At 44.3% G+C, this 14,395-nt stretch carries 11 protein-coding genes; 6 read left to right on the forward strand and 5 right to left on the reverse strand.

Annotation, left to right across the window (positions count from 1 at the left end):
* Positions 1 to 19: 19 nt before the first annotated feature.
* The 3 genes from GNIT_RS00490 to GNIT_RS00500 all read left to right on the forward strand — a co-directional run bounded on the left by GNIT_RS00490 (position 20) and on the right by GNIT_RS00500 (position 3,262).
* The gene (locus GNIT_RS00490; RefSeq protein ID WP_014107136.1) at positions 20 to 1,039 is read left to right on the forward strand and encodes an NAD(P)H-dependent flavin oxidoreductase; all 1,020 of its coding nucleotides are present in this window, start codon (positions 20 to 22) and stop codon (positions 1,037 to 1,039) included.
* Between the two features lie 45 nt (positions 1,040 to 1,084).
* Complete coding sequence (locus GNIT_RS00495; protein ID WP_014107137.1) at positions 1,085 to 1,948, forward strand: crotonase/enoyl-CoA hydratase family protein; 864 nt, start codon at positions 1,085 to 1,087, stop codon at positions 1,946 to 1,948.
* Between the two features lie 108 nt (positions 1,949 to 2,056).
* Entirely contained in the window at positions 2,057 to 3,262 is a 1,206-nt protein-coding gene (locus GNIT_RS00500; protein ID WP_014107138.1) for a serine hydrolase domain-containing protein, read from the forward strand.
* Here the strand turns inward: GNIT_RS00500 and GNIT_RS00505 are convergent, their stop codons facing one another.
* From GNIT_RS00505 to GNIT_RS00525, 5 genes are all read right to left on the reverse strand, one after another.
* On the reverse strand, positions 3,263 to 5,119 hold the full coding sequence (locus tag GNIT_RS00505) for a carboxylesterase/lipase family protein (RefSeq protein WP_014107139.1): 1,857 nt from the start codon (positions 5,117 to 5,119) through the stop codon (positions 3,263 to 3,265).
* Positions 5,120 to 5,215: 96 nt separating this feature from the next.
* Positions 5,216 to 6,337, reverse strand: coding sequence for an acyl-CoA dehydrogenase family protein (locus tag GNIT_RS00510; protein WP_014107140.1), 1,122 nt, complete (start codon positions 6,335 to 6,337; stop codon positions 5,216 to 5,218).
* 20 nt (positions 6,338 to 6,357) lie between these two features.
* Positions 6,358 to 7,557 carry an acyl-CoA dehydrogenase family protein gene (locus GNIT_RS00515; protein WP_014107141.1) on the reverse strand — a complete coding sequence of 400 codons (1,200 nt, stop codon included), beginning with the start codon at positions 7,555 to 7,557 and terminating at the stop codon, positions 6,358 to 6,360.
* A 26-nt stretch (positions 7,558 to 7,583) separates the two neighbouring features.
* Positions 7,584 to 8,717, reverse strand: a complete 1,134-nt coding sequence (locus tag GNIT_RS00520) for an acyl-CoA dehydrogenase family protein (RefSeq protein WP_238526922.1) — start codon at positions 8,715 to 8,717, stop codon at positions 7,584 to 7,586.
* A gap of 109 nt (positions 8,718 to 8,826) precedes the next feature.
* On the reverse strand, positions 8,827 to 10,233 hold the full coding sequence (locus tag GNIT_RS00525) for a hypothetical protein (protein ID WP_014107143.1): 1,407 nt from the start codon (positions 10,231 to 10,233) through the stop codon (positions 8,827 to 8,829).
* Between the two features lie 414 nt (positions 10,234 to 10,647).
* On the opposite strand from GNIT_RS00525, the gene gloA2 reads away from it, so the two are divergent.
* The 3 genes from gloA2 (at position 10,648) to GNIT_RS00540 (ending at position 14,352) form a co-directional block, all read left to right on the forward strand.
* Positions 10,648 to 11,037: an SMU1112c/YaeR family gloxylase I-like metalloprotein gene (gloA2, locus tag GNIT_RS00530; protein WP_014107144.1), complete on the forward strand. Its 390-nt coding sequence runs from the start codon at positions 10,648 to 10,650 to the stop codon at positions 11,035 to 11,037.
* A gap of 258 nt (positions 11,038 to 11,295) precedes the next feature.
* On the forward strand, positions 11,296 to 13,143 hold the full coding sequence (locus tag GNIT_RS00535) for an acyl-CoA synthetase (protein WP_014107145.1): 1,848 nt from the start codon (positions 11,296 to 11,298) through the stop codon (positions 13,141 to 13,143).
* 9 nt (positions 13,144 to 13,152) lie between these two features.
* On the forward strand, positions 13,153 to 14,352 hold the full coding sequence (locus tag GNIT_RS00540) for a 3-oxoadipyl-CoA thiolase (protein ID WP_014107146.1): 1,200 nt from the start codon (positions 13,153 to 13,155) through the stop codon (positions 14,350 to 14,352).
* The last annotated feature ends 43 nt before the right edge of the window (positions 14,353 to 14,395 follow it).

Here is a 14,395-nt window from a genome sequence, read left to right on the forward strand (position 1 = left end):
TTTTTCTATTGGAGATTTTATGACTATTCCTGCTGAGTTTACGCACCGTCTGCGCATTCCACTTATTGCATCTCCTATGTTTATCGCAAGCGGTATTGAGCTTGTTATAGAAAGTTGCAAAGCTGGAATTGTGGGCACCTTTCCGGCGCTGAATCAACGTACAAGCGAGGGCTTTGAAGCATGGTTAGTTGAGATCCAGTCACGCTTATCAGACTGGGAAAAGCAAACAGGAAAAAAGGCGGCACCGTTTGGCGTGAATCTGATTGTGCATCGAAGTAATCCGCGCTGGGAAGCAGATTTAGCCATTTGTGTTAAACATAAAGTGCCGTTAATTATTACTTCCTTGGGTGCCGTTGCTGAACTCGTTGATGCTGTGCATGCCTATGGCGGTTTGGTGTTTCACGATGTGGTAAACGCACGACACGGTAAAAAAGCAGCTGCAGCGGGTGTTGATGGCTTAATTGCTGTTTGTAACGGTGCTGGAGGGCACGCTGGTAGTACAAATCCATTCGCACTGGTAGCAGAAATTAGGCAGTTTTTTGATAAAACGCTAATACTCGCAGGCAGTTTATCGAATGGCAGAGATGTGGCTGCAGCTGAAATGATGGGCGCTGACATGGCCTACATGGGCACACGTTTTCTAGCTACAACGGAAGCTAATATTGCGGACGATTACCAAGATATGATTGTTAATAGTAGTGCCAACGATATTTTGTACACACCCAAAATATCAGGTGTGAATGCTAATTTTATTCGTCAGAGTATTGTGGATGCGGGTATTGACCCTTCTGACTTGACTCCAAAAGCTGACTTAGATTTTGGCGCAGAGCTGGATATTGAGCATACACCTCAAGCCGGCGAAAATAAGTCCGAGAAAAAAGCATGGCGCGACATCTGGTCTGCAGGTCAGGGCGTGGGCTCTATCGATAAAGTGCTCAGCACGAAGGAATTAGTCGATAAACTCGTCATCGAATATCACGGCGCCATTGCTGCTTGTCAGAAGAAATATGCGAGCGAATTCGCCAAATCTGATAGCTGATTTAGGCCAATTAATAACAAAAACATCAAAGCGGGAAGTTACTAGATGCAATATAAAACGATTGATTATCAGGTCCAGGATTTAATTTTAACCTTGAGTTTAAATCGACCTGAACAGATGAATTCATTTACCGTAGATATGGCCAATGAGTTGATACATGCCTTTAATCGCGCTAGTGACGATGACGATGTCAGCGTTATCGTTGTCACCGGAAATGGTCGGGCCTTTTGTGCCGGTATGGACCTCACTCGTGAAGGGAATGTTTTTGGTTTGGATGAAAGTAAAAAACCAACGCTTGCAGACATGCAGGCAAGTGATGTCATTCCTGGTGTTAGCGACACGGGCGGCACGGTAAATTTAAGTATCTATGATTGTAAAAAACCGGTGATTGCAGCTATTAATGGAGCTGCGGTCGGTGTTGGTGCAACTATGTTAGCCGCTATGGATATTCGCTTGGCCTCAGAGAAAGCAAAAATAGGCTTTGTGTTTGAAAAAATAGGGATTACGCCGGAAGCATGTTCTAGCTGGTTCTTACCTAGAATAGTAGGTATTAGCCAAGCATTAGAGTGGGTTTATACTGGTGAGATATTTGACGCGAAAACAGCAAAAGAAAGTGGTTTTGTGCGCAGTGTTCATGCTCCTGAAGAGTTAATGGAGGCCGCCTACACACTTGCGCGCAGCATAGCCAAAAAATCCCAAGTAAGCATTACTCTGGCAAGACAAATGATGCTCAGACTTTCCGCAGCTGAAACCCCGCGAGAGGCGCACAACGTTGATTCTTTAGCGATATTCTATGCGAGCCAGATGGATGGCAAAGAAGGCGTAAAATCGTTTCTTGAAAAACGAGAGCCTAATTTTAGTTCAAAATCGTCTACCGACATGCCAGACTTCTATCCTTGGTGGGATTAATTATCTCCACCTTGAGTAACTTGTGTGGATTTGCTGAGAACTCCATTATCAAGTCATGAATGCAAAGCATGCGTTTTTTATCATCAACTAGACTAATCGAGACAATCAATGCCTACATCAGTAAATGGTCAGTGCAACCCAAAATTTGCCGAGCTACAGTCCGAATTTGAGCGCAATTTCTCTGAAAGAGGGGAGTCAGGCGCTTCAGTTTGCCTCAGTGTGAACGGCGAGACGTTGGTGGATTTGTGGGGTGGGGTCGCAAATCGTGAAACAGGTGAGCCTTGGGAGCAAGATACAGTATCTATCGTGTTCTCGTGCACCAAAGCGGCTACTGCGCTATGTGCACACATCTTAATTGATAGAGGATTGCTTGATGCGAACGCGCTGGTGACCGACTACTGGCCTGAGTATGGTAAACATGGTAAGGAAAATACAACCGTTGCCATGATGCTCAATCACGAGAGTGGCCTACCGGCATTTCGTGAGCCGATAAAGCCCGGCGGGTTTTATGATTGGGATTACATGATTTCACGGTTGGAAGAAGAGGAACCGTTTTGGGAGCCAGGTACTCGCAACGGTTATCATATGGTGAGCTTCGGTTGGACCGTTGGTGAACTGGTTCGCAGAGTCTCGGGCAAATCACTCGGTACTTTTTTTGCTGATGAAGTGGCGGGTCCTACCAGCGCTGACTTCTGGATTGGTATTCCCGATAACTTCGACCGTACTATTGCTCCGATGATCCCTTATGTGCCAAAACCTGATGACCTAATACTTGATTTTGGTCTCAAGTTAATGACCGAGCCTACCTCGGTTCAGGCACTATCGTATTTTAATACAGGAGGATGGAAGCCGGATGACCCTGAGGCCTATAGAGCCGAAATCGGTGGTGCAGGTGGAATATCTAATGCGCGCGGTCAAGTGGCGATGTATGAACCCTTAGCGAAGAATGACGGTAGCCTTGTATCGCCAGAACGCTTGAAAAGTATGAGCATGGTGTCCACCGCAACGCAGAAAGATTTTACACTTCTACAGCCTACTCGGTTTGGGCCGGGCTTCATGAAGTCTGTGGATAATAGGAATCTGCGTAATGCGGCAAATCGCCATTCGGTCATTCTAGGCGACCAAGCGTTTGGTCACGTCGGTGCGGGTGGTTCTATTGGTTTTGCAGATCCTGAATGTGGCTTAGCTTTCAGTTATACCATGACCCAAATGGGCAATGGTATATTACTGAATGATCGCGGTCAGAGTTTAATAGACGCTGCTTATCGCGCTTTAGGTTATAAAAATAACGATTCCGGTGTTTGGATAAAATAATCAGTCTTCAAGCAGAGGGAACATTGCACATTCGCCAGAAACCTTGTCCTTGTACTCGGATTCTGGCCAGTGAGTATCTTTGCCTTTAACAAGCGCTGCAAACACACTGCACTTGTCTTTAGCGTCAGGTAGGCGGGTATCCGCTAGCAAGTCTTTCTCGATGGAGTCCAGCGTCACTACTTTGTTGTCCATGCGTATGCCGCCATCGGCCTCAGTATCTAACACTAAATACTTATCAGAGTTTGGTGTTGACTGCGGATTCGAAGTGCCCCAAGGCAACCATTTGACACCTTTTTCATCTAAACCCTTCGATGGGTCTCCACTATAGGCAAACTCGGCCCAGTAGTTGCGCATGCGTTTTGAAAGCGCTTCTCGGCTCTGTTGATTGTCCTCATTGTACATTTGTTGCCAGATCTCACTTTTATCCGTAAACCCAAACACGAAAGGGATTTCCATGCCGTGACCTGCACCGATCAATCGATCAATCTTTATGCCTAAGGGTCTAGCTTGTTCATCCCAGTCGAATCTATAGGCCCAGACTTTTCCTGGCATTGATTGACTCAGTGCTGCGGCAAAATTATCTACACCGTTAAATTTCCACATACGCGAAGGATATTCAGCAAGTGCATCATATTTGCTTTGGTCTTTTACGATGGAATAAAACCCTAAATAGGTATCTACTAACTCAGGATTTTTAAATTGGTAAAGTTTGCTTTCATCTCTATTAGTACCGGCAATCAATGGCACATTATTATGCTTAGTCGAGTCGGCAAACAGCTCGGCGGGATCGCCCAGTGGCAATACAAAACCGTCGGCAATTAAATCTGGGTTGCGGGCTTTAGTTGGTTTCCCTTTTTGTTGATAAGCACCTAGAATCTCAGCGGTACTCATTCCTTTTAAAAATGTCGCTCTTTCTTGATTTGAGCTGTTAAGCAATGCTGTTTTAATACCATTGCTACTTGCGCTATCTGGCTTTTGCATAGCATGAAGGTAAATTTCCACTTGTTGAGATGAAAATTCGTCGCCCTTATCTTCAACAAAATTTGCAGCAACATCGACTGAGCTCAAGCTTAGGCGACCACTTTGCGAAATGGCTTTATGGAACAAGCCTTTGGCTATGGGGCTCAACATTAAACTATAGGTATTAAAGCCGCCCGCAGATTCACCAAACAAAGTAACGTTGTCAGCATCCCCACCAAATCCGGCGATATTTTCTTTCACCCATTTAAGTGACTGAATAATATCTAATGTGCCGTAATTACCGCTTTTATCTAAGGCAGTACCATTTTCATTTAACGCGGGATGTGAAAACCAACCTAATGGGCCTAAGCGATAATTGATGCTAACGACAATAACGTTTTGCTCCGCCGCAATTCGTGAACCATCATATAGTGAACCGGTGCCTTCTTTGTTCGCGCCGCCATGCACCCAAACCATAACAGGCAATTTATTATTGTCTTGCTCAATATCAGCCGCAGACAGTTTTGGTGCATAGACTGACAAATACAAACAGTCTTCACTGCCGCTCACGGTGCCTGGCTCGCCCGGCACACCGCCCAATCCTCCTGCATATTGGGAGCATGGCGAACCATGCTCTAGTGCTTCAAAAACCGTCGCGTCAAATGCTGGCGCTGTCTTCGGTGCTTTCCAGCGCAGGTCGCCTACTGGGGCAGTCGCAAAAGGGATGCCGATCCAAGCATGATTACCGTACTCGCCTTCAAAACCTACAATTTCACCCTGACTTATAACTCGCAAGGTATCGGGTGACGCAGTATTAATCACTTTTTCGTTTGCACAAGCAGTAAGAAAAAGCGCCATAACGCCTGCGCATAAGTAAGTGAGTTTTGAAGCGGCCATATATACATCCATTCATGTTGATACAAAGCTAATAGTGCGCAACTCAGGTTACGCATTTAGCCAGTTTGTTATCCGATTACTTATTTACCGGGTCAATTATAGCGATGCAAAACGTTTCGTATGCATATCAGTACTGCCAAACAAAAATTGAATGGTGGTTAAACGTTTGAATATATGACCGACATCAATCTCATCAGTCATACCGATACCACCATGGATTTGTATTGTTTCACGACCCACTAAATTAGCCGCTTTACCAATACGACTTTTCGCTGCGGATAATGCTTTCGCATCACTGCCGTTGTTGCTGTCCATTTTCAATACTGCCATTAACAGGATAGATTTAGCCTGCTGGTGCTCCATGAACATATTGACCAGTCGGTGTTGTATTGCTTGGAAAGACCCGATAGTGCGGCCAAATTGTTTACGTGTTTTCGCGTATTCTAAGGTACGTGCATGCGCAACTTGCATGGCACCAACAGCTTCGGCGCAAACTGCTAATGTGGCCTTATCGATAATGGTTTCGATGACTGGTAGCGCCTTGCCTTTTTCACCTAGTAGTCCTAGTGCTGGGGTATTTTCAAACCAAATATCCGCCGCTTGGTGACCGTCGACATTCGCATAACCTGTTCGTTTTACGCTAGGGAGAGTTGCATCAACAAGGAATAAACTAATGCCGTCGTTATCGTTTTGATCGCCAGATGTTCGTGCCGCAACGATTAATATGTCAGCATGATTACCGTTTAATATTACCGATTTTTGACCTGAAATAGCATATTCACCGCTTGTTTCAGTGGCGCTTGTTGCTACGTTATTTAAATGATAGCGACTTTGCGGTTCTGCATAAGCGAAAGCCATCTGTAGTTCACCAGCCATGATTCTAGGCAAGTAATCGTCTTTTTGTTCTTGATTACCGGCTGCAGCAATTAAGCCGCCTCCCATAACCGCGGTTGCGATGAAGGGTTCAACTACCATACCTTTGCCAAATTCTTCCATCACCAGCATAAGGTCGACCATAGAGCCGCCTAAACCACCGTCTTCTTCGGTAAATGGCAGCATTAGCCAACCGAGTTCGGCAAACTTATCCCAATTTTTTTGGCTGTAGCCTGTTTCTGATTTAAGTATTTTTCGGCGTGTATCGAAATCGTAATCGTTGAGAATAAACCTCGACACGCTATCTTGGATCATTTGTTGTTCGCTACTTAATGAAAAGTCCATAATAAACTCCTAATGCAATGTTAAAGGCCTAAAACGGCTTTACTGATAATGTTAGTTTGAATTTCGTTACTGCCGCCATAAATGGATGCTTTGCGATTATTGAAGTAACGTAATGCAGTGTTGGCTTCCATGTCAGAACCAATATGCTGACCTTCAAAATCATCTTCGAACTGGTGCGGAACAAATGGCATTGAATAGTAGCCGGCTGCTTCGACATATAACTCATCGATGGCCTGAATAACTTGTGTGCCAACAATCTTTAAGATGGACGATTCTGGCCCTGGTGCTTGACCTGTGCTGATTGCTGAGAGTGTTCGTAATTCTGTATACTCCAAGGCTAATAAGTTGATTTCCACATCCGCTACTTTTTGCGCAAAGATAGGGTCATCTAGTAATTTATTCGCGCCATCAGGAGAGCCCTGAGCCAATTCTTTTAATTGCACCAAGCGTTCCTTTGATAAAGCAACGCGAGCGATACCAGTGCGCTCATGACTCAACAGTATTTTTGCATATGTCCAGCCTTGACCCTCAACTCCGATAAGATTTTCTGCCGGAACGCGGACACCATCAAAATGGACTTCATTTACTTCAGGCTTTCCATCAATTAGCACAATAGGAGAAACCGTAATCTTGGGGTCGTGCATGTTAATCAGTAGGAAGCTGATGGCCTCTTGGTTTTTTGCGCTGGGCGCGCCCGTTCGCACTAAACAGAATATCCAATCAGCATACTGACCTAGAGTAGTCCATGTTTTGGTGCCGTTAACTACGTATTCATCTCCATCCCTAACTGCTGTGGTTTTTAGGCCTGCAAGGTCAGAGCCTGCGCCAGTTTCTGAATAACCCTGACACCACCACACATTACTGGCTAATATATCGGGTAGAAAACGCTGCTTTTGCTCTTCGTTGCCAAAGGTGTAAATAATAGGTGCAACCATTTTTAAACCAAATGGAATAACGTCGGGAGCGCCGGCTTTGGCACATTCATTCGCGAAAATGTATTTTTGCGTTGGCGTCCAAGCTGTTCCGCCATGTTCTACCGGCCAATTAGGCGCAGACCAGCCTTGAGCATGGAGTATTTGCTGCCACTGAACATACTCATCTTTCGATAAATGTAAGCCATCTTTGGTTTTTTTTGCGATGTCTTTTGGCAGTTTGTCTTGTAAGAATTGACGTACTTCTTGTTGAAAGTCTGTTTCTTCAGTGCTGAAATTTAAATTCATTTTGCAAACCCTTCGTTGTACTTAATTTATTGAATGTCTTTAACCATATTTCTGGCAATTATCATTTGTTGAATTTGTGTCGTACCTTCGTAAAGCCTAAATAGCCTGACGTCTCGGTAAAGTCTTTCTACGGCGTATTCTGAAATGTAGCCCGCGCCACCATGTATTTGCACGGCTTTATCAGCAACTCTTCCCACCATTTCTGTGGCGAACAATTTACAGCAAGAGGCTTCGGTAGTGATTTTGTTACCTAAATCTTTTTGCCTTGCCGCATCTAGCACCATGCATTTCGCCGCGTAAGCTTCGGCTTTGCTGTCCGCTAGCATGACTTGGATCATTTGGTGTTCTGCAATAGGTTTACCGAACTGTGTTCTGTCTATAGCGTATCGAAGCGCATCGTCAATTAAGCGCTCAGCTATACCAACGCTTAAAGCTGAAATATGTAGACGACCTCTGTCGAGTACTTTCATAGAAGTGATAAAGCCTTTACCCGCAACACCACCGATAATATTTTCGGCAGGAACATGACAGTCCTCAAAAATGACGTCGCAGGTATGTGAGCCTTGTTGGCCCATCTTTTTATCTTTAGGCCCGAGCGTAATGCCGGGCGTTGAGGCATCAACGATGAAGGCAGAAATGCCCTTTGCCCCTTTAATTGCGGGGTCAGTTCTAGCCATTACGGTAAATGTGCCGGCTCGAGGTGCGTTGGTAATATAACGCTTAGTGCCGTTAATGATGTATTCGTTGCCTTTTTTCACTGCCGTCGTTTTTATTGCAGCGGCGTCAGAACCGACGTCCGGCTCTGTTAAACAAAAAGAACCGATAAGTTCACCTGAGGCATATTTCGGTAAGTAGTTTTGTTTTTGCTTCTCTGTGCCGTCGAACACAATAGCGGCAGAGCCAATGCCATTGTTAGTGCCAATAAGCGAACGGAAGGCCGGAGATGTACGACCTAATTCGATGGCAACTAATACCTCTTCTTCCATGGTTAGCCCTAAGCCACCGTATTCTTCTGGGATGGTCATGCCAAACAAGCCCATATCTTTCATTTCTTGAACGATATCATCAGGAATGGCGTCGTTCTCGGCCACCTCATTTTCCGCAGGGACCAAGCGCTCTCTTACGAATTTTGAAATACTATGCAGAAATTGATTCAACATTTGCGTATCTCTGATCATTTTAATTCTCGTTTAAGATAATACCGTTCCGCACAGTGGAACAAAAAAGCCAAAAAACATCAAGCCATAAATGTACTCAAGACCTACTTTTTTACACAAAAATGAAAATGAAAAAATCTAAGATGACGAGTACCAGTAAACTGTATAGCCCGTTCCACTTAATTCCCATATTAAAGGTGGAGATGCCGGTGATTTTCGCGCTAATTCGCACCGAGGTAGTTGTGGGGGAAATGCCTATAACAACCGCCCAAGTTACCATCATGACTAAGGCAATAGTAACAGGCATGCTTCCGATACCAGGCAATTGCGATAAAGCACCTGCTACCAATGTGACGGAAATCATCGGGTTAACATACAAAAGTGCCGCGATAAAAATCATCCAAGAAGAAAAAATAAATACTAGCGCAGCAGACATATTTAAATACGCTATTTGCTGTGCAAACCAGTCGAGATCTAGCACCGTCAATAAAAGGCGGCCAATCAGCACTGAACCTGCAAAAAACACAATTTCCGAACGCTGTAACGACAGTCTAAAAAATATGTCAGATGTAAAACGCTTTGTGGTGAGTTGCAGCGCGCTTTGTTTGCCGCGGTCGCGATAAAACTGACCAAATATCCACGCTATACTCACTATCGGCGCGCTAATTAATACCGCAGAAATAGGGCGTAAGGGTGTGCTAAACATGAGTAGCCCAGACAGCAATGTCAATGAGCCCACAACGATCGCGATGGGGTAACTCACTTTCAAATCTGATAAATTATTTGAAATAGCGGGTACTAGATGACTCAGATATTTCGGCGCTTGGACATGATCGAGCCAAATGCCAAACAAAAGGATAGCGAGGGTCATGTACAGGCCGTAGGGCATGATGTCTATCCACTGTAGGTTGGGAATGGTAGTGACTAAAAGCGTAATCGTAACTGAAGTTGGCGCCCAAAGTGGTATGCTGCAAAACCCACGCAGAACCGCTAACATCATGCGACGCTGCCTTGCGCTGATGACACGAACATCAACGGTATCTTTATTGTCGTATAGACTACGTTGGATCATGGTGCCCAACAAATTGAGCGCGCCGAGACTCATTAGTATGCCTAATAAATGGCTAGCAAAAGTAAGTAACGCATAACGTCTAACAGGTTGCTGCTGAAGCAGTGCCAGACCGGTTAAATTGACTGATCTGGAGCTTAATGCTGCTTCTTTTAACAAGCCTAATGCAATTAAAAAGAACGCAAAAAAGGCTACGCTGCCACACAGCATGCTTAATTGATAAAAGGATATCTGTGATAACGACAGTAATGTTAGGGTTAAGCTGATTGCGATCATCGTGATCACTTTCGCCGTTAAATCTAAGTGTTTCCATTCGAGCAGAGTAAACAGCGCTAGCATTACAATGGCTAACCGGGCAGGTGCTTGATAGCCAGTCCATTCTGTTATCAGCGTCGCAAAAAAAACAATGACAAGACACAGAGGAGACAGCCAACGTGGGGCCTTAATCATTTTTGGCTTTAATTAGCATGGCTTCAATCGTGGAGTTTAGCGATATTCAATGCTTATTAAGATATCATAATGAGCTCGCTTGGCGGAATTAAATTCTATCAAATGTATGTTTTCGTGTCGGCTACATTTGATTCCTTGCCGTGTGCATTTATTTTGATTTAGGTAATCTACTAGCTTATGCTCCGTTAATACTTGTGACTATGGCCCTCCTTTTAGAATATATTAAACGAGCTGGTTCTTTGTTAAATAGATCAGAACGAAATGGGCTCGCAGAGCTAATTAAAATATTTGTTGTTAGAGCGTTCGAGAATAATCATGACTAGTGCATAACGCTTGGATTTTTACTCACGGGCTAATGGCTGAAAAAAGTTCATACTCCCTAAATGCAAAACGTTGCTCTGCCAAGGAGATTAAATGCTCAAATCCATTCATCATGCCGCAATTATTTGCTCAGACTATAAAATATCCAAGCACTTCTATGTTTCAATTCTTGGTTTAGAGCTTATCGCTGAGAATTACCGTGCAGAGCGAGATTCCTTTAAACTCGATCTTAAACTACCTAATGGCGGCCAAATAGAATTATTTTCATTTCCTAATTCACCAGACAGACCGAGCTTTCCTGAGGCCTTAGGCTTAAGACATTTGGCATTTAATGTAGAGTCAGTTGAATCAGTTAAAGCTTACCTTTTGTCTCAAGGAGTGGATGTTGAGCCAATTAGAGTAGATGAATATACCAATAGAAAATTCACATTTTTTAGTGACCCAGACGGCCTTCCATTAGAGCTGTATGAGGAAGGGGGTTGATAAAAGTGACCTCACTCATGGCAGGCAGAAAGCAGGGAGAATGACGCTCGCTAATCGTTCAGCGAGGGCCATATAGCTCAGTTATTTTTCAATTAGTAAAAGTGATACTAGCGACTTTTATAGGGCTTGCAAAATGCTATTCCGCATTGCAGAATGTTGGGGCTGTTTTATTGTGTCCGAGTGCCTGCCCGTTTTCTAATAGTGTTGCAGTCATGAATAACGATAAATAATAACAACGTTTATTAAAATGAGTGCTTAATGTCCAAACAAACAGAGTTAGAGCTTCTTGCTGATTTAGAAAAAATTAGCCATCAGGACCGATATCATTGTAAAACAACATACGATGTTTTCTGTCATGCAGAAGACGAATATGCCTCTAATATCGCTATCGCTGAGCATGTCACTGCAACGAGAGATGAAGCGGCTAAAAAGCTCACTTTTTCCGAACTAGTCAAAAAAATAAATCAAACAGCAAACCTTTTTACATCATTAGGCGTTCAGCGCACTGATGTTGTCTCTATTCTCTTACCCAATTTAACTGAAACTCATCTTAGTTTATGGGCTTCGCAAGCTGTGGCAATTGCCAATCCGATTAATTATCTTTTGCAAGTTGATCACATTGTTGAAATATTAAATGAGGTCAAAGCAAAAGTTTTAGTAACGGTTTCCTTGAGTGATGCCACTGACTTAGGCAAGAAAGTGCATGAGATTATTGACCGCGTGCCATCAATTCAACATCTACTGCTGCTCGACAGCAGTCATACTGAAAACATCAATAAACAACTAAGCATTACTGACTTCAATAGCGCAATATCAACTCAATTCAGTGAAAGGCTAACGCAATCAAGTCGTCCTGCTCAAGATGATATTGCCATGTATTTCCATACCGGCGGCACCACGGGGCGACCTAAAATAGCGAAACTATCGCATGGCAATATTAGTTTTGTTGTGCAGGTTTATGCTGGTTTTAATGCCTATCATGGTCAATCTGCGGTGTTGAATGCTTTGCCATTGTTTCATGTGTTTGGTGTTATTGCGGCAAGCTTGTCGATGTTTATAGTGGGCCGTACGGTCGTGATTATGACTCCCGAAGGCTTTAGGAATCCGAATACAGTGAAGAACTGGTGGTATTTTGTAAATAAATACCAGGTGTGTTGGTTTCCTACCGTTCCCACCATCATGTCTGTTTTGCTGCAGCAACCTGACGAAGAAATTGACCTCAGCTGCTTCGAGCATGCCGGCAGTGGCTCGGCACCTTTACCTCTTGAGTTGAAAACATCCTTTGCACAAAAATTTAATTGCAGCGTAACCAACGGCTACGGCATGACTGAATCATCCTGTCTGATTGCTAGAGTGATCCCTGGCTTTGATGTAGATGGGGTTTCTGTAGGCAATGGCATACCGTATACGCGCGTTATTGCTGCCAAACTCATTGATAATAAAATTAGCCGGGTTTGCAGAGCGAATGAAACGGGCATTATTTTAGTTAAGGGCCCAAATGTCTTCCAAGGCTATTTGAATGAGAGTGATAATGCCACTGCGTGGGTAGACGGTGAGTGGTTCAATACGGGTGATTTAGGCGTTATCAATGAATTAGGCCATATTCAGCTAACGGGTCGAGCAAAAGACCTGATTATCCGTGGTGGTCATAACATTGACCCTCAAGTGATAGAGGATGCATTATTAGCGCATTCAAATGTGGTGCAGGCCGTCGCGATTGGCCAGCCCGATGTTCATTCTGGAGAGATACCAGTTGCCTATGTGGTGCTAAAAGATAAGCAGCAAACCACAACAACAGAATTAATTGAACACTGCCAAGCGCACATAAGCGAAAGAGCGGCCATTCCGAAACGCATTGAAATTCTCGATAGCATACCTGTAACTGCGGTAGGCAAAATTTTTAAGCCCGCACTGCGCAATAAAGCCACTGAGTTCAGCGTAACCAGCTTGTTTAAAAGTCATGACATCAGCGCGCAAGTTAACTCAGAGTTTGACCCAGAAAAGGGGCAGCTTGTGCACATTCGCTTATCAAATTCACAAGACCAAAAAAGAGCCGCAGCCTTGCTCGTTGCGTTTCCAGTTTTAGTTAATTACATCAATTCATAAGGAAAAAATATGCAAGATGCCTATATTTATGATGCTGCAAGAACCGCATTTGGACGTCATGCAGGCGTATTATCCTCTGTTCGACCAGACGATATGCTCGCACATCTTATTAAAACCTTAGTGCAACGCAACGATTTTGATTTAGCCCTGTATGAAGATGTGATTGCTGGTAATACCAATCAGGCCGGTGAAGATAGTCGAAACGTCGCTCGTACTGCTGGGCTTTTAGCTGGCTTACCCATTGAAACCGGGGGCTTAACGGTTAACCGTTTGTGTGGTTCAAGTTTAGCGGCGGCTTTAGATGCAGCGCGATGTGTTAAAGCCAATGAAGGTGAGTTATTTGTTGCCTGTGGCGTTGAGTCTATGAGTCGAGCGCCTTTCGTTTTAGCAAAAGCAACTTCACCTTTTGCTCGCCAGCAAGAAATGTTTGATACCACCATGGGTGCGCGATTTACTAACCCCGAAATTATTAAGCAGTTTGGCGCCCATTCCATGCCTGAAACGGCAGACAACATTGCTAGCGACCTCGATATAAGCAGAGAAGAGAGTGATGTGTTTGCAGCCGCCTCGCAAGCCAAATATGAAGCGGCTCGAGTCGCGGGATATTTTGACGATGAAATTATTCCTATTGAAGTGTCGCAAGGTCGTAATAAGCCAGCAATTAGCGTGGCAACAGATGAGCATCCAAGGCCATCTTCAACACTAGATGCGCTCGGACAACTAAAGCCATTGTTTGGTGGGGTGGTTACCGCGGGTAACGCTTCAGGCATTAACGATGGTGCTTCCGCTATGATAATTGGTAGCAAGAATGTGGGTGAACAAGCAGGTGTCAAAGCTCGCGGTAGAATTATTGCAGGCGCCATTGCTGGAGTGCCACCCCGCGTTATGGGCTTAGGACCGGTTCCTGCATCAAAAAAAGCACTAGCCAGAGCGGGTCTAACCCTAGCAGATATGGATGTTCTAGAATTTAATGAGGCCTTTGCGGTGCAAGCTTTAGGCTGTATGAAAGAGCTTGGTATTGCGTTTGACGACCCTCGCGTTAATCAAAATGGTGGTGCGATCGCGATTGGTCATCCTTTGGGGGCGAGCGGTACGCGCATTATGCTCACCGCATTACGTCAGTTAGAAAGAACAGGCGGGCGCTATGCATTAGCCACGATGTGTATTGGTATTGGTCAAGGTATCGCCGTCGTTATTGAGCGTGTATAGCGGTTTTGCAATAAAAAATATTCTAAAAGTAAGGAATTAATTT

The organism is Glaciecola nitratireducens FR1064, assembly GCF_000226565.1.
GTDB lineage: Bacteria > Pseudomonadota > Gammaproteobacteria > Enterobacterales > Alteromonadaceae > Glaciecola > Glaciecola nitratireducens.

Excerpts from the sequence above, each read along its gene's own strand:
- GNIT_RS00490 (WP_014107136.1), top strand. The coding sequence starts at position 20 with ATGACTATTCCTGCTGAGTTTACGCACCGTCTGCGCATTCCACTTATT.
- GNIT_RS00495 (WP_014107137.1), top strand. The coding sequence starts at position 1,085 with ATGCAATATAAAACGATTGATTATCAGGTCCAGGATTTAATTTTAACC.
- GNIT_RS00500 (WP_014107138.1), top strand. The coding sequence starts at position 2,057 with ATGCCTACATCAGTAAATGGTCAGTGCAACCCAAAATTTGCCGAGCTA.
- GNIT_RS00505 (WP_014107139.1), bottom strand. The coding sequence starts at position 5,119 with ATGGCCGCTTCAAAACTCACTTACTTATGCGCAGGCGTTATGGCGCTT.
- GNIT_RS00510 (WP_014107140.1), bottom strand. The coding sequence starts at position 6,337 with ATGGACTTTTCATTAAGTAGCGAACAACAAATGATCCAAGATAGCGTG.
- GNIT_RS00515 (WP_014107141.1), bottom strand. The coding sequence starts at position 7,557 with ATGAATTTAAATTTCAGCACTGAAGAAACAGACTTTCAACAAGAAGTA.
- GNIT_RS00520 (WP_238526922.1), bottom strand. The coding sequence starts at position 8,717 with ATGTTGAATCAATTTCTGCATAGTATTTCAAAATTCGTAAGAGAGCGC.
- GNIT_RS00525 (WP_014107143.1), bottom strand. The coding sequence starts at position 10,233 with ATGATTAAGGCCCCACGTTGGCTGTCTCCTCTGTGTCTTGTCATTGTT.
- gloA2 (WP_014107144.1), top strand. The coding sequence starts at position 10,648 with ATGCTCAAATCCATTCATCATGCCGCAATTATTTGCTCAGACTATAAA.
- GNIT_RS00535 (WP_014107145.1), top strand. The coding sequence starts at position 11,296 with ATGTCCAAACAAACAGAGTTAGAGCTTCTTGCTGATTTAGAAAAAATT.
- GNIT_RS00540 (WP_014107146.1), top strand. The coding sequence starts at position 13,153 with ATGCAAGATGCCTATATTTATGATGCTGCAAGAACCGCATTTGGACGT.